Annotated in this window: 18 protein-coding genes and 1 pseudogene; 5 read left to right on the top strand and 14 right to left on the bottom strand. The window is 73.9% G+C overall.

Features of this window, described 5'->3' with window-relative positions:
* Positions 1-15 precede the first annotated feature (15 nt).
* Entirely contained in the window at positions 16-1623 is a 1608-nt protein-coding gene (locus tag ABZ873_RS01980; RefSeq protein ID WP_360863903.1) for an ABC transporter permease, read from the bottom strand.
* Positions 1620-2520 (bottom strand): annotated as a pseudogene (locus ABZ873_RS01975) (ABC transporter ATP-binding protein). Before ABZ873_RS01975 ends, ABZ873_RS01980 begins: the two are co-directional and overlap by 4 nt.
* 84 nt (positions 2521-2604) lie before the next feature.
* Between ABZ873_RS01975 and ABZ873_RS01970 the strand changes: the two are divergent.
* The gene (locus ABZ873_RS01970) at positions 2605-3132 is read left to right on the top strand and encodes a MarR family transcriptional regulator (protein ID WP_360864098.1); all 528 of its coding nucleotides are present in this window, start codon (positions 2605-2607) and stop codon (positions 3130-3132) included.
* A gap of 127 nt (positions 3133-3259) precedes the next feature.
* Here the strand turns inward: ABZ873_RS01970 and ABZ873_RS01965 are convergent, their stop codons facing one another.
* Positions 3260-4105, bottom strand: coding sequence for a diacylglycerol kinase (locus ABZ873_RS01965; protein WP_360864096.1), 846 nt, complete (start codon positions 4103-4105; stop codon positions 3260-3262).
* 183 nt (positions 4106-4288) lie between these two features.
* Here ABZ873_RS01965 and ABZ873_RS01960 point away from each other — a divergent pair, with 183 nt between their 5' ends.
* The 3 genes from ABZ873_RS01960 (at position 4289) to ABZ873_RS01950 (ending at position 7669) form a co-directional block, all read left to right on the top strand.
* Positions 4289-5572, top strand: coding sequence for an adenylosuccinate synthase (locus ABZ873_RS01960; protein WP_360863901.1), 1284 nt, complete (start codon positions 4289-4291; stop codon positions 5570-5572).
* A 186-nt stretch (positions 5573-5758) separates the two neighbouring features.
* The gene (locus ABZ873_RS01955) at positions 5759-6637 is read left to right on the top strand and encodes a PP2C family protein-serine/threonine phosphatase (RefSeq protein ID WP_360863899.1); all 879 of its coding nucleotides are present in this window, start codon (positions 5759-5761) and stop codon (positions 6635-6637) included.
* Between the two features lie 72 nt (positions 6638-6709).
* The gene (locus ABZ873_RS01950; RefSeq protein WP_360863897.1) at positions 6710-7669 is read left to right on the top strand and encodes an MASE1 domain-containing protein; all 960 of its coding nucleotides are present in this window, start codon (positions 6710-6712) and stop codon (positions 7667-7669) included.
* Between the two features lie 9 nt (positions 7670-7678).
* Here the strand turns inward: ABZ873_RS01950 and ABZ873_RS01945 are convergent, their stop codons facing one another.
* The 11 genes from ABZ873_RS01945 to ABZ873_RS01895 all read right to left on the bottom strand — a co-directional run bounded on the left by ABZ873_RS01945 (position 7679) and on the right by ABZ873_RS01895 (position 18347).
* On the bottom strand, positions 7679-8557 hold the full coding sequence (locus ABZ873_RS01945) for an alpha/beta hydrolase (protein WP_360863895.1): 879 nt from the start codon (positions 8555-8557) through the stop codon (positions 7679-7681).
* A gap of 171 nt (positions 8558-8728) precedes the next feature.
* Positions 8729-9928, bottom strand: a complete 1200-nt coding sequence (kynU, locus tag ABZ873_RS01940) for a kynureninase (protein ID WP_360863893.1) — start codon at positions 9926-9928, stop codon at positions 8729-8731.
* Positions 9921-10769 (bottom strand): tryptophan 2,3-dioxygenase family protein, encoded by an 849-nt coding sequence (locus ABZ873_RS01935; protein ID WP_360863892.1) that lies wholly within the window; start codon positions 10767-10769, stop codon positions 9921-9923. Before ABZ873_RS01935 ends, kynU begins: the two co-directional genes overlap by 8 nt.
* 213 nt (positions 10770-10982) lie before the next feature.
* Positions 10983-11396, bottom strand: a complete 414-nt coding sequence (locus ABZ873_RS01930; RefSeq protein ID WP_360863890.1) for a DUF3151 domain-containing protein — start codon at positions 11394-11396, stop codon at positions 10983-10985.
* 61 nt (positions 11397-11457) lie between these two features.
* Entirely contained in the window at positions 11458-12165 is a 708-nt protein-coding gene (locus ABZ873_RS01925; protein ID WP_360863888.1) for a ScbR family autoregulator-binding transcription factor, read from the bottom strand.
* 174 nt (positions 12166-12339) lie between these two features.
* Positions 12340-13362: a class II fructose-bisphosphate aldolase gene (gene fbaA, locus ABZ873_RS01920; RefSeq protein WP_360863886.1), complete on the bottom strand. Its 1023-nt coding sequence runs from the start codon at positions 13360-13362 to the stop codon at positions 12340-12342.
* A gap of 273 nt (positions 13363-13635) precedes the next feature.
* On the bottom strand, positions 13636-14175 hold the full coding sequence (pyrE, locus tag ABZ873_RS01915) for an orotate phosphoribosyltransferase (protein ID WP_360863885.1): 540 nt from the start codon (positions 14173-14175) through the stop codon (positions 13636-13638).
* A 30-nt stretch (positions 14176-14205) separates the two neighbouring features.
* On the bottom strand, positions 14206-14994 hold the full coding sequence (locus ABZ873_RS01910) for an aldose 1-epimerase (protein WP_360863883.1): 789 nt from the start codon (positions 14992-14994) through the stop codon (positions 14206-14208).
* 103 nt (positions 14995-15097) lie between these two features.
* Positions 15098-15976, bottom strand: a complete 879-nt coding sequence (locus ABZ873_RS01905) for an SRPBCC family protein (RefSeq protein ID WP_360863882.1) — start codon at positions 15974-15976, stop codon at positions 15098-15100.
* Between the two features lie 32 nt (positions 15977-16008).
* Positions 16009-17652 (bottom strand): polyamine aminopropyltransferase, encoded by a 1644-nt coding sequence (locus tag ABZ873_RS01900; RefSeq protein ID WP_360863881.1) that lies wholly within the window; start codon positions 17650-17652, stop codon positions 16009-16011.
* A gap of 143 nt (positions 17653-17795) precedes the next feature.
* The gene (locus tag ABZ873_RS01895; protein WP_360863879.1) at positions 17796-18347 is read right to left on the bottom strand and encodes a DUF2617 family protein; all 552 of its coding nucleotides are present in this window, start codon (positions 18345-18347) and stop codon (positions 17796-17798) included.
* A gap of 682 nt (positions 18348-19029) precedes the next feature.
* On the opposite strand from ABZ873_RS01895, the gene ABZ873_RS01890 reads away from it, so the two are divergent.
* Positions 19030-20217 (top strand): pyridoxal phosphate-dependent aminotransferase, encoded by a 1188-nt coding sequence (locus ABZ873_RS01890; RefSeq protein WP_360863877.1) that lies wholly within the window; start codon positions 19030-19032, stop codon positions 20215-20217.
* The last annotated feature ends 21 nt before the right edge of the window (positions 20218-20238 follow it).

Here is a 20238-nt window from a genome sequence, read left to right as displayed (position 1 = left end):
CACCGAACCAGCCCCCTACGCCGCCAGGTCGCGGTGGCGTAGGGCGGCGAGGCCCGCCGCCGTCAGGGCCACCGCCAGCGCGGTCAGGGTGAGGAGCGGGGACCAGGACAGGGTCTCGGCCGCCGGGAGCCTCGGCAGGTGGGCGAAGGGCGAGAGGTCCAGGGCCGCCTGAGGGAGGCTCAGCGCCGGGCCGATCCAGCCCAGGGCCAGGGCGCCACCGGCCACCGCCCAGGCGGCCGCCGCGTACCGGGGAGCCGCGCCGTACAGCAGCGCGGCCAGCGCCGCGATCACCCACACCGCCGGGAGCTGCGCCAGCGTGGCGCCCACCGCAGCCGGCACCTCCCGGCCGTGCCCGAGGCCGAGACCCAGCCCGGCCAGCAGCAGGATCAGCGCCGAGCCGCCGAAGGCCATCACCAGGTGGCCGGCGGCCCAGCGGAGCCGGCCCACCGCGTTCGCCAGCAGCGGCTCCGCCCGCTGCCCCGTCTCCTCGCCGCTCAGGCGCAGCACCGCCGAGACCGCGTACAGGGCGGCGACCATCCCGAACAGGCCGGCCACCGTCGCGAGGAAGGCGTCCGTGAGCCCGCCCGCACCGCCCACACCCCCGGCCGCGCCGCCCATCCGCTCGATGATCTCGCGGGTCCGGTCGTTGCCGCCGACCACCTCGGCCGCGCCGTCCGCCATCCCGCCGAAGACGGCCCCGGCGACGAGGAAGCCCGCGCCCCAGCCCAGTACGGCTCCCCGGTGCAGGCGCAGCGCCAGCGCGCCCGCCGTACCGAGCCGGCCCTCGGCGGGCCCCGGCCGGGACGGCAGGAAGCCCAGGCCCAGGTCACGGCGGCGCGCCAGGACGTACGCCGCCCCCGCCTGCGCCGGCGCGGCGGCGGCCAGGAAAAGGAGAATCCACCAGCGTTCGGCGGCGAAGGCGCGTACGTTCTCCACCCATCCGAGCGGCGAGGCCCAGGTCAGGGCCGAGGTGCCACCGGGCGCCCCGGCGTCGCCCGCCGCCCTCAGGGCGAAGGCCGCGCCCAGCACCCCGGCCGTGATGCCCTTCGCCGCGCGGGCGCTCTCGGTCAACTGGGCCGCGACAGCGGCCGTTCCCGCGAACAGCATTCCACTGCCGCCCACGGCCAGTCCCAGCGCGACCGCCCCCGGCACACCCTGTGCGGCGAGGCCGCCCGCGATGAGCAGGGCGATACAGGCATTGGCGGTGAGGGCGGCGAGCAGGGCCGCCGTGAGCGGGGCGCCCCGCCCCACCACGCCCGAGGAAAGCAGTTCCTGACGGCCCGTCTCCTCTTCCTCCCGCGTATGCCGGATCACGATAATCAGGCTCATGACACCCGCCAGTACCGCCGCGAACACCCCCGCCCGCCAGGCCGTCAGACCGCCGAGGGAATCGGCGAAGACGGGTCCGTACAGGGCCCGCATCGAGCCGTTGGCGTTCATGGAGGCCGCGACCTGGGCCCGTTCGGCGGCGGTCGTGTACACCCCGCCGAGCGAGCCGGGCATGCTGACCACCAGCAGCGCGGTGGCGAGGATCCACGCCGGCATCATCAAGCGGTCCCGTCGCATCGCCAGCCGCAGCAGGGCCCCCGTACCCGTGAGTTGACCCGTCAGCCGGCCCTTCATCGGACGCTCGCCCCGCCCTCGTCCGCGAGCCGGTCCTCGGCGTAGTGGGAGAGCTCTTCGAGGGTGGGCGGGGCCGAGGTCCAGCGAGCGCACGCCCGCCGCGAGCAGGGAGCGCAGTACGGCCGTGTCGGCCTGGAGGCGCACCTTCGTCCCGCGCACCTGCACCTCATGGACGCCCGGCAGGTGGGCGATCCCGTTCGGCGGGCCGGCCAGCTCGGCGCTGATCGACGTACGGGTGAGGTGGCGCAGTTCGGCCAGGGTGCCGGTCTCCACGGTGCGGCCCTTGCGGACGATGCTGACGCGGTCGCAGAGGGCTTCGACCTCGCTGAGGAGATGCGAGCTGAGCAGGACCGTGCGCCCCGCGGCGCGGGCCTCGGCGACGCAGCGCTGGAAGACCTCCTCCATCAGCGGATCGAGGCCGGAGGTCGGTTCGTCGAGGACGAGGAGTTCGGCGTCGGAGGCGAAGGCGGCGACGAGCGCGACCTTCTGCCGGTTGCCCTTGGAGTACGTACGCCCCTTCTTGGTGGGGTCCAGCTCGAAGCGTTCGACCAGCTCGGCGCGGCGGGCCCGGTCCAGGCCGCCGCGCAGCCGCCCGTACAGGTCGATGACCTCGCCGCCGGAGAGGTTCCGCCAGAGGGTGACGTCTCCGGGGACGTAGGCGATGCGGCGGTGGAGGGCGACGGCGTCGGCCCAGGGGTCGCCGCCGAGGAGTTCCGCCCGGCCGGAGTCGGCGCGCAGCAGTCCGAGCAGGACCCGGATGGCCGTGGACTTGCCGGCGCCGTTGGGGCCGAGGAAACCGTGGACCTCGCCGGTGGTGACCGCGAGGTCGAGTCCGTCCAGTGCGCGTGTGCGGCCGAATGCCTTGTGGAGGCCGACGACGCTGATTGCCTTCGTCATGCTTCCGAACGTACGCTTCTTTCATAAATTTGTGAAGGTTGAGAATGTCGGGAATCCCGTAAAGTTCGGAGGGTGGCGAACGACATGCGGAACCAGGAACCCGGCCCCGGCCCCGACGACGACCCGGAGCGGGCGCGCGAGCGCGACCCGGAGGCCGTCTCGCGCTTCGTGGAGCGGTTCGCCGCGCAGCTGACCGAGGCGGGCATGCAGCGCATGGCGGCCCGGGTCTTCGCGCAGCTGCTCGCGAGCGACGGCGGCGCGATGACCTCGGCGGAGCTGGGCGAGGCCCTGCGGATCAGCCCGGCGGCGGTCTCGGGCGCCGTCTCGTACCTGACGCAGGTCAACATGGTCAGCCGCGAGCGCGAACCGGGGTCGCGGCGCGACCGCTACGTCTTGCACAACGAGCTCTGGTACGAGACCTTCACCCGCCGCGACCAGGTCCTTTCCCTCTGGGAGAAGACCCTGCGCGAGGGCGCGGCCGGGCTGGGCACCGGCTCACCGGCGGGGGCGCGGATCGCGGAGACGGCGGCGTTCTTCGCGTTCATGCAGGGCGAGCTGCTGGGCCTGATGGACCGCTGGCGGACCTACCGCGCCACCCTCGACCTCGGCTGACCCGGCACCCGGCACCCGGCCCCGGACCGGCGGCCCCGACGCCCGCCGCCCCGCTTCACGCCGCCCGGATCCTCCCCGCCCCGGTCCCCTCCGCCCCGATCCTCCCCGCCCCGGTCCCCTCCGCCCGTCACCGGGGCAGCGTCAGCGTCCAGGCCCCCGGCCGCAGGGTCCACGTACGGCGGCGGACCGGGCCGCTCATCGCGCCGTCCGCGCGGTAGCGGAAGTCCGTGCCCGACACCGTGACCGTCTTCGCCAGCGCCGTCACCGTCGTCGCCGCCGCTCCGGCGCCCGAGCGCACCACCACCTCCAGCGGATCCCCGTCCCCGCCCGGCCGCACCGAGACGTCCGCCACCGGCCGGTCCACATCGGCCAGCAGCACCCCGTCCGCCTCCACCCGCAGCCGGTGGTGCTGTCCCGCCGCGCCGCCGGCTACCACCACCGGCCGGACCAGCGTCCGTACCAGCGAGCGGTACGCGCTCCACACCGCCGGCCCCGCGATCCGCGCCGCGCCGCCCCGCTCCGGCCCGCGCACCGGCGGGATCCGCAGCGCGCCCAGCACCACCCCGTCGCTGTCGTCGACCAGCAGGTCCCGGGTGCGCGCCACCCCGTCGAGCACCGCCCGGGCCGCGGCCACCGCCGACTGCGGCACTCCGAGCGACCTCGCCAGCCCCAGGGACCCCGCCGGCCCCACCGGAACCAGCGCCAGGGCGCCCTCGCCCAGCCCCCGCTCCCGGTGCAGCAGCCCCACCGCCCGGACCAGAGCCCGGTCGTCGCCCACGATCACCGGCTGCCGGTGACCCCGGCGGGCGAGCGCCCGCGCGAACTCCTCCGGAGAGTCCGGGAGGCAGATTTTCGCCACCGCGCCCGCTGACAGCACATCCTTCGCGATCCGCACGGACTCGCCGTCGAGACGGCGCGCGACCGGGTCGACGAGCACGAGCAGGCCGCCTACCGGCGCGCCCGCGTGGCTCATGGTGGGCTCTGGAGCCGACACCTCGGTCCTTCCTCGGGTAGCATCTTTGTGCAAGAGGCCCTTGCGCTATTGCGCCAGGGCCTTCGTCTATTCCGGGGCATCCGGTCCGACGGCTCAGCCCGCGTACATCGTCGTACGCCCCCCTGACCTTGGACATGCCCCATCCGGAAGAGGTGTACGCCTGTGCCCGCTCTTGTGCTGCTCGGAGCTCAGTGGGGTGACGAGGGCAAGGGAAAGGCCACCGACCTGCTCGGTGGTTCCGTTGACTATGTAGTGCGCTACCAGGGCGGCAACAACGCCGGCCACACGGTCGTCGTCGGCGACCAGAAGTACGCCCTGCACCTTCTCCCTTCCGGCATCCTCTCCCCCGGATGCACCCCGGTCATCGGTAACGGCGTCGTCGTCGACCCGGCCGTCCTGCTGTCCGAGCTGCGCGGGCTCAACGAGCGCGGCATCGACACCTCCAAGCTGCTCATCAGCGGCAACGCGCATCTGATCACGCCGTACAACGTCACCCTCGACAAGGTCGGCGAGCGCTTCCTCGGCAAGCGCAAGATCGGCACCACCGGCCGCGGCATCGGCCCGACGTACGCGGACAAGATCAACCGTGTCGGCATCCGCGTCCAGGACCTCTACGACGAGTCGATCCTCACGCAGAAGGTCGAGGCGGCGCTGGAGGGCAAGAACCAGCTCCTCGCCAAGCTGTACAACCGCCGGGCCATCGAGTCCGCGGCCATCGTCGAGGAGATGCTCCAGTACGCGGAGCAGATCAAGCCCTTCGTCGCCGACACCACCCTGATCCTCAACAACGCGCTGGACGAGGACAAGGTCGTGCTCTTCGAGGGCGGCCAGGGCACCCTGCTCGACGTCGACCACGGCACGTACCCCTTCGTCACCTCCTCGAACCCGACCGCGGGCGGCGCCTGCACCGGTACCGGCGTGGGCCCGACGAAGATCAGCCGGGTCATCGGCATCCTCAAGGCGTACACCACCCGCGTCGGCGCGGGCCCGTTCCCGACCGAGCTGTTCGACGAGGACGGCGAGGCGCTGCGCCGCATCGGCGGCGAGCGCGGTGTGACCACCGGCCGTGACCGGCGCTGCGGCTGGTTCGACGCCCCGATCGCCCGCTACGCCACCCGCGTGAACGGCCTCACCGACTTCTTCCTCACCAAGCTGGACGTGCTGACCGGCTGGGAGGAGATCCCGGTCTGCGTCGCGTACGAGATCGACGGCAAGCGCGTCGAGGAGCTGCCCTACTCGCAGACCGACTTCCACCACGCGAAGCCGATCTACGAAACCCTCCCCGGCTGGTCCGAGGACATCACCAAGGCGAAGACCTTCGCCGACCTGCCGAAGAACGCGCAGAACTACGTGAAGGCGCTGGAGGAGATGTCGGGCGCCCCGATCTCCGCGATCGGCGTCGGCCCGGGCCGTACCGAGACGATCGAGATCAACTCGTTCCTCTAGGGCACAGCAGCGGGATCCCGCAAGGAGGGGCGGTGGGCGCCGGACGGCGCGCACCGCCCCTCCGGCGTTCCCGGAGGCCGGCCACCGCCGTCGGGGGGCGGCTTCCGGGGCCCGGAAATATGATGTGCACGGGCCTTCGCGGAGCGGTCGGGAGCAGGGACGGATGGACGATCATCGGAGGTTCGCGTGACCCCGCGCCGCCATCCGCGGGCGGACAGCGCCGACCTGCTGAGCATGCTCGGGCGGCTGACCGCCCAGGCACGCCAGGGGGTGGAGCTCCAGCAGGCCAGGGTGGAACTGGCCGAGGCGCTCCAGCGCGAGATGCTGCCCGCCACCCTGCCCGCCCTGCCGGGCCTGCGCTCGGCGGCCCGGTACGCGCCCGCCCGGCACGGGCTCGACATCGGCGGTGACTGGTACGACGGCTTCCCGTTGCCCGAGGGCGGGCTCGCGTTCTGCATCGGCGACGTCCAGGGGCACGATGTGGAAGCGGCCTCCTTCATGGGGCAGGTACGGATCTGCCTGCGGGCGGTGGCCTCCGTCGTCATGGACCCCGGCGAGGTGCTGAGCCGGGCGAACGAGGTCCTGCTCTCCATGGACCGCGATCTCTTCGCGACCTGCAGCCTGCTCCGCTTCGACCCGCGCACCCAGGAGCTGGAGACCGCGCGGGCCGGTCATGTCCCCTCCGTGTGGGCCACCGTCGACGGGCGGTACGGCATCACGGACGACGACGGCGGGCTGCCGCTGAACGTGCGCCCCGGGGCCGGCTACGGGGTGACCCGCCGCCGGCTGACCACGGCCGGATCGATCGTCCTCCTCACCGACGGGGTGGTGGAGGGGCCGCGGTTCCCCATCGAGACGGGCCTGGAGCGGGTGGCCGCGGTGGTCCGGGAGGGCGCGGGCAGCGACCCGGACGAGCTGGCCGCCGAGGTGATGAAGGTGGCCGACTCCACGGGCCACGCCGACGACGCCGCCGTGCTCGTCATCAGCCACGAGGCGACCGTACCGCCGCCACCGCAGCCGCCGCAGGCGCCTCCACCGCCGCCTCCGGCCGCCCCCGCGCCGTGACCGGCTCCCCCGGGGTATCGCCGGCTCGCGCGTGTCATGCCCCGGCCGGGCGCGGGCCTGTTGTCTGATGCTGTGGTGCGCATCGAGGAATGGCGACGTCTGCCCGCGGCCCTGCTCGCGATCCTCGCCGTGGCCTTCGCCTACTACCTGGCCGGATGGATCGGCCTGCACCAGCGCGTGGTCGTCGAGGGCGCCGAGGTCACCCCGCTGTGGCTGCCCACCGGCATCGCCCTCACCGCGCTGCTGTGGCTGGGCCTGCCGGCCTGGCCGGGGATCGCGCTGGGCACGTACCTGAGCATCGAGTACCTCGGTACGTTCGACCTCACCGACCTCGGCATCGCCGCGGGCAACACCCTCGCGCCGGTGTGCGCGTACCTGATGCTCCGGAAGGTCGGCTTCCGCACCGAGGTGGACCGGCTGCGGGACGGGCTGGCGCTGGTGTTCCTCGGCGGCCTGCTGCCGATGCTGATCAGCGCGACGGCGGGCGTGTGGACCCTCGTCCTCACCGGCGACCTGCCCGGCTCCGAGTTCTGGCCGGTCTGGGCGGCCTGGTGGGCGGGGGACGCGATGGGGGTGCTCGTGGGGACACCGGTGCTGCTGGTGCTGCCGCGCTTCCACGTGTCCCGGGACATCTACCGGGCCGCGGAGGCCGCCGCCCTGCTGGCCACCTGCGTCATCGTCACGCTCCTGGCCACGCGCAGCAGCCTGTCCCTGCTCTTCCTGGTCTTCCCCGTACTGATCTGGGCGGCCGTACGCTTCCAGCTCGCCGGGAGCGCGCCGTGCAGCCTGCTGGTCTCCGTGCTGGCCATCTCGGCGGCGACCGACCACGCGGGGCAGTTCGCCGACCACAGCCTCCTGGAGGTCATGGTCACCCTCCAGGCCCTCAACGGCGCGGCCGCGCTGACCGGGCTGCTGCTCTCGGCGCTCGTCACGGAGCACAACAACATCCGCATCAAGATCGAGCAGGTCTGCGAGGACCTGGCCGACCTGGTGGAGCACCTCTCCCCGGGCCACCGGGACCTGGACCGCTGACGGCGGCGGCTACCACGCCAGCTGGGCGATCTCCTCCGCCACCACCGCGCACGCGTCCGCCGCCGGGTCGATCAGGGGGAAGTGGCCCACCGCGTCGAGGAGGGTGAGGCCCACCGTCTCGCCCGCGTTCGCGGCCGCGTCCACGTACGACTCGGCGACCTGCTGCGGGACCACGATGTCGTCACGGCCCTGGACCACCGCTGTGGCGATGCCCGTCGGGAGGAGGGCGGCCGGGTCCGCGGAGGGGAGGCGGGCCTCCCAGTGCTCCGGGCCGCCCAGCAGCTGCGCGCTCGCGCCGCCGCACACGCCCAGCTCCTCCGCCACAGCGAAGTCCGCGATCGGGGCCAGCGCCACCACCCCGCGCAGCTCCGGCGGTGCGGGCAGCCGCCAGGGGGCGTCGTACGGGAGGACGTGGCGGGCCGCGGCCCACAGCGCGAGGTGGCCGCCCGCGGAGTGGCCGGTGATCACGGTGCGGCGGAGGTCGGCCTGCGGGAGCGCGGTCGCGGCGAGGGCCGGGAGGGCGTCCAGGGCGGCGGCGACATCGTCGAAGGTCTCCGGCCAGCGCCCCGCGACCGGGCCCCCGGCGCCCTGGTGCGGCAGCGAACTCCCGCGGCGGTATTCGACGTTGGCCACGGCGAAACCGCGCCGGGCCAGGAAGTCCGCGAAGGGGGTGATGTGCTGCCGGTCGTACGGGGCCCGCCACGCGCCGCCGTGCAGGACGACCACCAGCGGGACCGGGCCGCGGGGTTCACCGCGCGGGGCGTAGAAGTCGACGACCTGGTCGGGGTGTTCCCCGTAGGCGGCCGTCGCGTCCGGTGCGACCGCCGGATGGGCGAAGGCCGAGGCGGCCTCGGCGGCGTCCCGTTCCACGGCGGCGGGGTCCGTCATCGGGTCAACCTTTCGGTAACGCGTGGGACAGCGGGGACTGGTGTTCCGGTGTCTCGGCAGAGCGGGACCGTATCAGTCCGGAAGGGGAACTTCCGTGCGGGGGCGGAAATATGCCGGGGCGGACGGAGCCATGGCCCCGTCCGCCCCGCGATGTGACGTTTCGCTACCGCGTCACCCGAAAATGTGACCCAGGGTGCGCGCGGCGCGCTCGGCGTCGGCGAACCCGACGTAGAGCGGGGTGAAGCCGAAGCGCAGCACGTCGGGCGCGCGGAAGTCCCCGATCACGCCCCGGGAGATCAGCTCCCGCATGACCTCGCGGGCGTTCTCCGTGCGCAGCGAGACCTGGCTGCCGCGCCGCTCGTGCTCCGCCGGGGTGACCGACTCGACCCGGCCCGGCGGGACGTACGCCGCCACGCAGTCGAGGAAGAAGTCGGTCAGGGCGAGCGACTTGGCCCGTACGGCCTCGACCGCCACCCCGTCCCAGGCGCCGAGCGCCGCCTCCAGCGCCAGCATGGACAGGATGTCCGGGGTGCCGACGCGGCCGCGGCGCACGTCCCCGGCCGCCTCGAACTCCGGGGTCATCGCGAAGGGGTCCGCGTGGCCGTTCCAGCCGGGCAGCGGCGAATCGAAGGCGGCCTGGTGGCGGGAGGCGATGTAGAGGTACGCGGGGGCGCCGGGGCCCCCGTTGAGGTACTTGTACGTACATCCCACCGCGAGGTCCACCGCGTGCGCGTCCAGGTCCACCGGCAGGGCGCCGGCGGAGTGGCACAGGTCCCAGACGACGACCGCCCCGGCGGCGCGGGCCGCCGCCGTGAGGCCGGGCAGGTCGTGGAGCCGGCCGGTGCGGTAGTCGACGTGGTTGAGCAGGACCACCGCCGTGTCGGCGTCCATGGCCCGCGCCGCCTCCGAGGGGTCCACCGGGACCACCGTCAGGCCCGCCATCCGCGCCGCCGAGCGGGCGATGTACCCGTCGGTGGGGAAGGTGGCGGAGTCGACCAGCAGGGTGGTGCGGCCCGGCGCCGCGAGCCGGGCGGCGCCGACCAGGGCCTTGAAGAGGTTGACGCTGGTGGAGTCGCCGACGACCACCTGGCCGGGGGCCGCGCCGAGCAGCGGGGCGATCCGGTCGCCGATCCGCTCGGGCGCGGTCCACCAGTCGCTCTCGTCCCAGGAGCGGATCAGCAGCTCGCCCCACTGCCGGGTGACGACGTCGGTGGTGGCCCCGGCGACGTTCGCCGGGAGGGCGCCGAGCGAGTTGCCGTCCAGGTAGACGACCCCGTCGGGCAGGGTGAAGCGCTCGCGGAGCGGGCCGAGCCCGTCGGCGGCGTCGAGTTCGGCGGCCCGGGTCCGCAGGTCCGTCGCGGTGTCAGACATAGCTGCGGGCCGTCCAGAGCTCCGGGAAGACGTTCTTCGCCGCGCGCTTCTCCAGCCAGGTGACGCCGGCCGAGCCGCCGGTTCCGGTCTTGGCGCCCATCGCGCGGCGGGTGGCCACGAGGTGGTCGTTGCGCCAGCGCCAGACCAGCTCCGCGACATCGGTCAGGACCTCGCCGAGGCGGTGCAGGTCGTGGTGTTCGTCGGGGGTGGCGTACAGACCCGTCCAGACGGCCTCGACCTCGGGGGAAGCCTCGTAGCGCGCCGAGAGGTCCCGCTGGAGGACGGCCTCGGGGACGGCGAAGCCGCGGCGGGCCAGCAGGCGCAGCACCTCGTCGTAGAGGCTGGGCTCGTGCAGGGCCTTCTCCAGCTCCGCGTGGACGCGCGGGGCGCCGCGGTGCGGGACGAGCATGGAGGAGGACTTCTCACCGAGCAGGAACTCCATCCGGCGGTACATCGCCGACTGGAAGCCCGAGCCCTCGCCGAGGGCGCCGCGGTAGGCGTTGAACTGGGCCGGGGTGAGCTGGGCGAGCGGGCGCCAGGAGGCGTTGAGGGCCTCCAGCTCGCGGAGTGAACGTTTCAGCGCGTCCATCGCGACCGGGAGGTCGTCCTCGCGGACGGCCTTCGCGGCCGTCTCCCACTCGTGGACGATGACGGTGAACCACAGCTCCATCACCTGGGTGGTGACCAGGAAGACCATCTCGCCCGGATCGTCCGAGCGGAGCTGCTGGAGGTGGGTGAGGACGTCCGCCTGGACGTAGTCCTCGTAGGGGGTGGTGCCGTCGAAGTCGAGGTTCGGGGTGTCCGACCCGCCGACTCCGGAGGCATCAAGGGCGTTCGACATTTCTGTCTCCTCGACGCGTGCTTCCGGGTAGCGGTCCGCTCCTTCCGTGAGGTGAGTGGAGCCCCGGTCCCCTGCCCGCATCATAGGGCGCCCCCGCCCGAACGCTCCAGCGGGGAGTGACGCAGACCACACGACGTGCGAACCACACGACGTGCGGACCGCACGACGCGCGGTGCGCACGACGGGCGGTGCGCCCCTCCCCGCTGTACGGCGTCAGGCGCCCAGCGTGTCGGCCGCCGTCGGGGAGGAGTCCCGCAGGAACGTCGTGCAGCGCTCGAACTCCTCCTTCTCCCCGATCGCCTCGGCCGCGCGGGCCAGGGCGTACAGGGCGCGCAGGAAGCCGCGGTTCGGCTCGTGCTCCCACGGCACCGGGCCGTGGCCCTTCCAGCCGGCCCGGCGCAGGGCGTCGAGGCCGCGGTGGTAGCCCGTACGGGCGTAGGCGTACGACTCCACCGCGCGGCCCTCGGCGAAGGCACCGTCGGCGAGGACCGCCCAGGCCAGGGAGGAGGTGGGGTGCGCGGCGGCCACCTCGACGGCGGGGGTGCCGGCGGCGAGGGCCGCCCGGCCCGGCTCGTCGGGGAGGTGGGTGGGGGCGGGGCCCCCGAGCAGGTTCTGGTGAATGGACATGCCCCCAGTGTGACGGGAGCGGCGCGGCGGATCGATCCCGTACGGCGGCCGGGGCGCGGGCTCAGCCCGCGGCGACGGGCTCCCGGGCCTCCGGGCCGGGCGGTGCGGCGCAGCGGCAGGGGGCCTCCGGGGCGTGCAGGACCCGCGCCCCGCGGCCGGGGGCCAGGTCCAGGCGGTCCGCGACGGCGGGGACGACCAGGCCGGGCATCACGCTCGCGTAGAGCGCCGACACCTCGCGGTCCAGGTCGAGTCCGAGGGTCTGGGCCATGACGTTGAGCCCGGCGAAGGCCCCGACCACCAGCCGTGCGGGCTCCTCCGGCTCCACGTGCGGGAGCAGTTCGCCGCGCTCCTTCGCCTGCGCCAGCAGCGCGGTGTGCACGTCGATCCAGCCCCGGTAGGGCGCCGCCCGGTCCAGTTCGCGGCCGTTGTGCTCCAGGGTGAGCCGCGCGCTGCCGCGGATGAGCACGTCATGGCGGAGCCGGTGCGAGAAGACCATGCCGACGTCGACGAACTCCTGCGCCTTTAACTCCGGCGGGACCTCGGGCTCGTACAGGCTGACCTGGGCCTCGATCACGGCCTGGGCCAGGTGCTCCTTGGAGGCGAAGTGGAAGTAGAGGGCGCCCTTGGTGACCTTGGCGAGGCGGACGATCTCGGTGAGCCGGGCGGCGTCGTAGCCCCGCTCCTCGAAGACCACGGCGGCGGCTTCGAGGATGGCCCGGCGGGTGCGCACCGCGCGGTCCTGTTTCACCTGCGGTCGTCCAGCCCTCATGTGCACCGTCCTCACTCCCCACCGCGAACCGGATGCAGTCCACACCATCGCGAAGCGGCACGTCCACCGTCCACCGCCACCGCGCGCGGCGGCCCGCGGCGGCCCGCGGCGGGAAGGCCGAAGGGCCCGGCCGCCGTCGTGGGACGGCGGCCGGGCCCTTCGGTGGAGGTCCCGCTACTTGAGCCTGGTGCCGCTGGAGCGCAGGTTCGCGCACGCCTCGGCGACCCGCGCGGCCATGCCCGCCTCGGCGGCCTTGCCCCAGGTGCGCGGGTCGTACTGGGACTTGGTGCCGACCTCGCCGTCGACCTTCAGCACACCGGCGTAGTGGCTGAACATGTGGTCCACGACCGGGCGGGTGAAGGCGTACTGGGTGTCGGTGTCGAGGTTCATCTTCACGACGCCGTTCTCCAGCGCGGTCGCGATCTCCTCGGCGGTGGAGCCGGAGCCGCCGTGGAAGACGAAGTCGAACGGCGACGCCTTGCCGTACTTCTCGCCGACGCCCGCCTGGAGGTCCTTGAGCAGCTCGGGGCGCAGGACGACGTTGCCCGGCTTGTACACGCCGTGCACGTTGCCGAAGGAGGCGGCCAGCAGGTAGCGGCCCTTCTCGCCCAGGCCCAGGGCCTCGGCGGTGCGAATCGCGTCCTCGACGGTGGTGTACAGCTCGTCGTTGATCTCGTGGCTGACGCCGTCCTCCTCGCCGCCGGTCGGGGTGATCTCGACCTCAAGGATGATCTTCGCGGCGACGGCCTTGGCCAGCAGCTCCTGGCCGATGGCCAGGTTGTCGGCCAGGGTCTCGGCGGAGCCGTCCCACATGTGCGACTGGAAGAGCGGGTTCAGGCCGCGGGAGACGCGCTCGGCGGAGATGTCCAGGAGCGGGCGGACGTAGCCGTCGAGCTTGTCCTTCGGGCAGTGGTCCGTGTGCAGCGCGACGGTGATGTCGTACTTGGCGGCGACGATGTGCGCGAACTCGGCCAGGGCGACGGCGCCGGTGACCATGTCCTTGTTGTGCTGGCCACCCAGGAACTCCGCACCACCGGTGGAGATCTGGATGATGCCGTCGCTCTCGGCCTCCGCGAACCCGCGCAGCGCGGCGTGCAGGGTCTGGGACGAGGTCACGTTGATGGCCGGGTAGGCGAACTTGCCTGCCTTCGCCCGGTCGAGCATCTCGTTGTAGACCTCGGGGGTTGCGATGGGCATCTGTCCGCTCCTTGGTTGTGCGGGGAGTGTGCTTCTTGCGGGCCCTGACCTGGGGGCGACGTCATCGTCGCGCCTATCTTTCCAGACTCCGCGCGAGGGTCCAGCCCAGCGGTCCCACGACGTGGACGAACGGCCCGGGACGTTTCACGTGAAACATCCCGGGCCCTCGGGAAAGAGCAGGTCAGGCCACTCCCGGCGGCCGTACGAGGCCCTGCGCGGACCGCGGCCGCACTGGCCGGTAGCCGGTGTGCGGCCGCTCCGGCGGGCGCTGGGCTACGCCAGGCCGAGGTCCCCGAGGCGGTAGCCGGTGAGGTAGGGCAGGCCCGCCTCGGCGATGGCGTCGGCCGCGCCGCGGTCGACGATCGTGGCGACGGCGACGACCTCGCCGCCGGCCTCCCGGACCGCCTCGACGGCGGTCAGCGGGGAGCCGCCGGTCGTCGAGGTGTCCTCGACGACCAGGCAGCGCTTGCCCTTGACGTCGGTGCCCTCGATGCGGCGCTGCATGCCGTGCGCCTTCTGCGCCTTGCGGACGACGAAGGCGTCCAGGCGCTCACCGCGCGCGGCGGAGGCGTGCAGCATCGAGGTCGCGACCGGGTCGGCGCCCAGGGTCAGGCCGCCGACGCAGTCGTAGTCCAGCTCGGCGGTGAGGTCGAGCATGACCTGGCCCACCAGCGGGGCCGCCTCGCCGTCGAGGGTGATCCGGCGGAGGTCGATGTAGTAGTCCGCCTCGCGGCCGGAGGAGAGGATCACCTTGCCGTGCACGACGGCCTTGTCCTTGATCTGCTGCAGAAGCGCATCGCGTACGTCACTCATGACGACGAGCTTAGGGCCTGGCGGGGCGGCCTAGCCGAGCCGCCGCCAGGTCCAGGTGGTGGAGACCTCCAGCGGGTCCACGGGCGTGACCAGGCGCGGAAGGGTGTTCAGTCCGTTCGGCGGACCGGACTGCGGCTCCACGCAGACGGCCTCGGCCTCCTCGTCGTAGACCACCACCCACTCGGCGCGGCTGGTCACGCGCAGCTCCAGCTCGCCGGGCCAGGTGAGGGTGGCGTCGACGCCGTCGGGCATGCCGAAGCAGTCGTCCCACGGGCCGGGCCCGGGATCGATCCGCTTGCCGGTGGGCAGGTGGTCGGCGCCGCGCTCCTCCTGCCAGGCGGGGCTGAAACCGAGCCGCGCGTCCTCGCCGCCGGCGCCGAGGTTGCGCAGGAACCAGGGGTGCCAGCCGACCTGGGCCGGGAAGGAGTCCTCGTACGTCTCGACGCCCATGGTGAGCGTCAGCGCGTCCGGGGAGAGCTCGAAGACCTGGGTGACCCGGCCGGAGTACGGCCAGGGCTCGGTGAGGTCGTAGGTGAAGGCGGCCTCGGTGGCGGTGGCGCCGGCCGGGCGCCAGGGGGCGTCACGGCCGAAGCCGTGCAGGGCGTGCGGCGGGTGGTTGAGCGGCATCTGGTGCACGGCGCCGCCGTCGCGGAAGCGGCCGTCCTCCATCCGGCCGCACCAGGGCACCATCGGGAAGGCGCCGTAGCGGGGGCCCTGGCGGAGCAGTTCCGTCCCGTCGATACGCAGGCTGCTGATCCGGCAGCCGTTCTGCTGGTCGACCGTCACCTCGGCGCCGCCGGCGCTCAGTTGCGTACTCATGCGGTCGACCCTAAGGGCTGCCCGGCCGCCGGGGCCGGGTGTACTCGCGCAGGTGGCGGCCCGGACCGGGCCGTGCGGGCGGTCGCGGGCGGGCCGGCCGCTCTCAGCGGCGGCGGCGCAGGGCCCGGCCGATGACCACGGCCGAGGCGATGGCGAGGGCCGCGGCCGGGGCGATCCAGCGCATGCTGTCGCCGGAGACGGCGGCGGCCGGGGCGGGCACGGGGGCGTACCGGCCGCGCGGAGGCGCGTGGTCCACCTCCTCCGCGCTGCGGCCGATCATGGTCCGGCGGGCGTGGGCGGCCTCGGCCGGGGGCCGCGGGGCGCCGGACGCGGCCGCGCCGGGCTCCTCGAAGCCGCCGGCCAGGAAGGGGTCCACGGAAGGGTCCAGGGAGGGCGGCGGCACCTCGGTCTCGAAGACGGAGGCGCTGACCTCGGACGGTCCGCCCGCGTCGTCGTCCCCGTCCGCCGGGCCCTCCGCCTCCTCGGCCTCGGCCACGGGGTCCCCGGCGGCGGCGGCCGAGGCCGCTGAGGCCGCTCCACCGGACGACCCGGCCCCCGCACCCGCCGCCAGCCGGTCGGCGGCCCGGTCCAGCAGCCGGCGTACGGCGGTGGCCGCGGCCTCGGGGGTGAAGGCGGCGGCGCGGCCGTCGGCGGTGGCCGTGCCCGTGAAGTCCAGGCTGGTCCCGCCCTCGGCCGGGGTCAGCCGCAGCCCGAGGGAGAAGGTGACCGTGCCGCTGCCCCGTACCTCCGTGCCCTCACCCTCCAGGGTGAAGTGCCCGGGTTCCTGTTCGGTGACGGCGGCGGTGCCCCGGTAGGTGACGGTGCTCGCGCCCACGCGGACCTTGAGCCGGCCCGCGAGCGGTCCGCTCCCGGCGTCGGCGTCCTGCTGGAGTCCCGGTACGCACCGGGCGGCCCCGGCGGGGTCCCGCAGCACGGCGCGGAGGTCTTCTGCCGGTACCGGAACGAACACCTGATGCTCCATGCGGTCGAGCCTACGGCCTGGAGCGCACAGGGTCACGAATAGCGCGGGTGCGGCAGCGTCGACGGCGGAAGTCCCCCCAGCCGGGTGCGTTCCGCGTCCCGCGCCGCGTCCTGGAGGGAGCCCGTGGACAGCGAGCGCAGCGCGGGCGCGTCCCGGTCCACGCCCAGCCGGGGCACCGCCTCGCGGGCGGCCAGGACGAAGCCCCAGTCCTGCGGGGGCGCGGCGATCGTCCCGAGGGGGCTGCGGTCGGGCCCGGCGGCGAATCCGGTGAGGCGGCCGCCGGTGCTGTAGGGCGCGGTGTGCAGCCCGGCGGCGCGCAGGGTGGAGTCCACCGTCCAGTACGTACGCGGGCGCGTGGTCAGGGGCCCGGCGTGCACGGCCATCCGGCCCCCGGGGGCCAGGGCCCGCGCGGCCAGCCCGTAGAACTCCTGCGAGTACAGCTTCGTGCTCGGGGTGATGCCCGGGTCGGGGAGGTCGGAGACGATCACGTCGTAGCGCTCGTGGGCGGCGGGGCCGCGCAGCCAGCCGAAGACGTCCGCCGTGACGACGGCCGTGCGGGGGTCCTCGTAGGCGCGGGCGTTGAGGGCGGAGAGCATCGGGTCGGTGCGGGCGATCCGGACCACGCCCGGGTCCAGCTCCACGACGGTGACGGCGGTGACGTCGCGGTAGCGCAGCACCTCGCGGGCGGCGAGGCCGTCCCCGCCGCCGAGGACGAGGACGCGGGCGTGCGGGCCGGTCATCGCGGGGTGGACCAGGGCCTCGTGGTAGCGGTACTCGTCGTAGCCGCTGACCCGCAGCCGCCCGTCGAGGTAGAGGTCGAGGGAGCGCGGCGAGCCACTGGCGGGCCCGGTGAGCACCAGTTCCTGGACGTCGGTCCGGAGGGCGACCCGCACCTCCCCGCCGTAGACGGCGCGCCGGGCGATGCGCTCGAAGTCGTCGACGAGGAAGGTCGCGCAGGCCAGCACCGCCAGGACGGCCAGGTTCCCGGCGACCAGCAGCAGGCGGCAGCGGCGGCTCATGTCGCGGCGGAAGAGCCACAGGACCAGTCCGCCGCCGGCGATCGCGTTGACGGTGCCGGTCACCAGGGCGCCGGTGAGCTGCCCGAGCACCGGCAGCAGCAGGAAGGGGAAGGCGAGGCCGCCGACGAGGGCGCCCACGTAGTCGGCGGCGAAGAGATCGGCGACGGCGCCGCCCGCGTCCTGCCGGCGGATGCGCTGGATGAGGGACATCAGCAGCGGGATCTCCGCGCCGATGAGCACCCCGATGGCGAAGGAGAACGCGATGAGGGCCGGGCGGGACTCGCCCAGCCAGGCGAAACTCGCGTACAGCGCCATGGCGGAGAGGCCGCCGAGGAGCGCGAGCCCCGCCTCGACGGCCGCGAAGCCGAAGGCGGGCCGGTGCCGCAGGCGCTTGGCGAGCAGGGAGCCGACGCCCATGGCGAAGACCATGACGGACAGCACGACCGACGCCTGGGTGACGGAGTCACCGACGAGGTAGGTGCCCAGCGCGAGCAGTTCCAGCTCGTACACGAGCCCGCAGGCGGCGCAGACGAACACGGTGGCCAGGACCAGGAGTCGGCCGGTCCGGGGCTGTACGGGGAGGGCGGCCGGGACGGTCGCGGCGCCCCGCGGCTCCGGGGCCGGGAGCACCCGGCGCGGGACGGAACGGTCGATCATGAAGCGAACCGTACGTCACCGTCTCCGCACATCCGGTCACCCACATGGGTGCGACTGGCGTACTGACCGGCCCATTCGGTGTAAGCGCGGGCGCACCGCCCGCGCCCCCCGGAGCACGCACCGCGCGGGGGCACCCGTACGGCCTACAGCAGCGCGGGCGTCTCGCGCACCACCGCCGCCGGGACGTCCGCACGGGCCGCCCCGACCCTGGTCCGGGTGGCCACCAGCTGGCCCTCCTGGGGGTACGCGTGCCAGGTGCGCCAGCGGACCTGGCCCTCGTGGCGCTGCGCGAGCATGGCGGTGAAGGCGTGCGGGCTGCCGGGAAAGGTGCCCGCGAGCCCGTTCGGGTGATCGGCGACCAGCGCGAGCAGTTCCTGGGCCCGCCCGGCGAAGGACCCGCGCGACAGGGTCTCGACGCGCGCGGCGAACTCGTACTCCCAGTCGCCCACCCGCTTCGCGACGCCGAGCGGCAGCGGCGTGCTGCTGCCGGGCATGCAGGCGACCGTCTCCGAGCAGAGCACGTCCCGCTCCTCCAGCAGCACCTGGTGGGAGGCCCCGAGCAGGCGCAACTCGACCTTGGCACCCGAGAGTTCGAGGTTCAGTACGGCCAGGGCGGGCAGCCGGTCCCGCCCGAGGGCCCAGGCGAGATCGGCCGCACGCGTGTCGGTGTAGGTGGTCTGGAGGGTCGTGAGCATGAGTCGGCTCCGCAAACGCGCGAGGGAGAGGGGCCGGGGCCCGCCAGCGGTAGCAAGCACGGGTGGGGGGAAACCGGCACGGGTCCACAGGAAGTCCCGGGAGGTCCGGGGACTGGTCTACTCAACCGAGGGAATCATGGATGGCACGGCACTCACAGCGTTTTTACCCAACTTGACGGGGTTTACATCCCCCCGGGGGCTCGGCAGTTCACGTGTTCAACCAGGAGCCCCCGCGCGTCGCGATACGTGGTCACGGCACCGGTCGCCGCCCCCGCGTCAGCTGGAACCTCCGCACCCTCCCCCGCCCCCGCCCCCGCCCCCGCCCCCGCAGGAGGAGGACGAACCGCACGAGGACGAGGAGCCGCAGGAGGACGAGGAGCCGCAGCCCCCCGAGGAGCCCCCGTCCCCGGCCCACCAGCTGCCGCTCCTCCGGCGCGGGTGGTACGGCCGGCGCGAGCGCGCCCGCGCCGCCCGGGACCGGATCCGCCGGCCCAGCACGACGACCATCGCCAGAAACACCACGAGCGGTACGAAGACGAACTCCATGTCCGCCCCCCTCTCTGAGGCCCCGGTCCTCCCGGGGAGCGGGAATCCCCCTCCCGCGTGGAGGGGGGATTCCCAGAGCCCGCGCGGCCCAAAGCGCACTTGAGCAAGTCCAGAGGTTGCCCGCAGGATGACGCCCATGAGCGCACCCGTGAGCAGCGACCGCCCCTTCCTGAACCGCCGCCTGTCGGCCTTCGGCACGACGATCTTCGCGGAGATGTCGGCGCTGGCCGCACGCACCGGTTCGATCAACCTCGGCCAGGGCTTCCCCGACACCGACGGCCCCGCCGAGATCGCCGAGGCGGCCTCGCGCGCGGTCCTTTCGGGCCTCGGCAACCAGTACCCGCCCGGCCCCGGCGTACCGGAGCTGCGTACCGCGATCGCCGCGCACCAGCAGCGCTTCTACGGCCTCGGCTACGACCCCGACACCGAGGTCCTGGTCACCGCGGGCGCCACCGAGGCCATCGCCGCCTCCCTCCTCGCCCTGCTGGAACCGGGCGACGAGGTGATCGCCCTGGAGCCGTACTACGACTCCTACGCGGCCTGCATCGCGATGGCCGGCGCCACCCGCGTGCCCGTCACCCTGCGCCCGCACGCCGGCGCCTTCGTCCTCGACCTGGACGAGCTGCGCGCCGCCGTCACCCCGCGCACCCGGCTGCTCCTGCTGAACACCCCGCACAACCCGACGGGCACCGTGCTGAGCGCGGACGAGCTCGCGGCGGTCGCCGCGCTGGCGGTGGAGCGCGATCTGCTGGTGGTGACGGACGAGGTGTACGAGCACCTGGTCTTCGAGGGCTCCCACCGGCCCCTCGCGGGCTTCCCCGGCATGCGCGAACGCACCGTCACCATCTCCTCGGCCGGCAAGACCTTCTCGTTCACCGGCTGGAAGGTCGGCTGGATCACCGCCCCGCCGGCGCTGGTCGCGGCGGTCCGCTCGGCGAAGCAGTTCCTCACCTATGTCTCCTCGGGCCCCTTCCAGTACGCCGTCGCGGAGGCCCTGAACCTCCCCGACTCCTACTACGCGGACTTCCGCGCCGACCTCGCCGCCAAGCGCGACATCCTCGCGGACGGCCTGGCGGCGGCCGGCTTCGAGGTCTACCGCCCGCGGGGCACGTACTTCATCACCACCGACATCACCCCGCTCGGCGAGAAGGACGGCCTCGCCTTCTGCCGCACGCTGCCGGAACGCTGCGGGGTGGTCGCCATCCCCAACCAGGTCTTCTACGACGACAAGGCGGCGGGCGCCCCCCAGGTCCGCTGGGCCTTCTGCAAGCGGACGGAGGTCCTGGAGGAAGCGGCGCGGCGGCTGCGGGGGCTCGCACCCTGAGCCGCCGCAGCCGCCGCCCGC

This window comes from Streptomyces sp. NPDC047014 (genome assembly GCF_040644195.1).
Taxonomy (GTDB): Bacteria; Actinomycetota; Actinomycetes; order Streptomycetales; family Streptomycetaceae; genus Streptomyces.
Note: the sequence above shows the minus strand (reverse complement) of the source record. Positions and strands in the feature narration are given on the sequence as shown.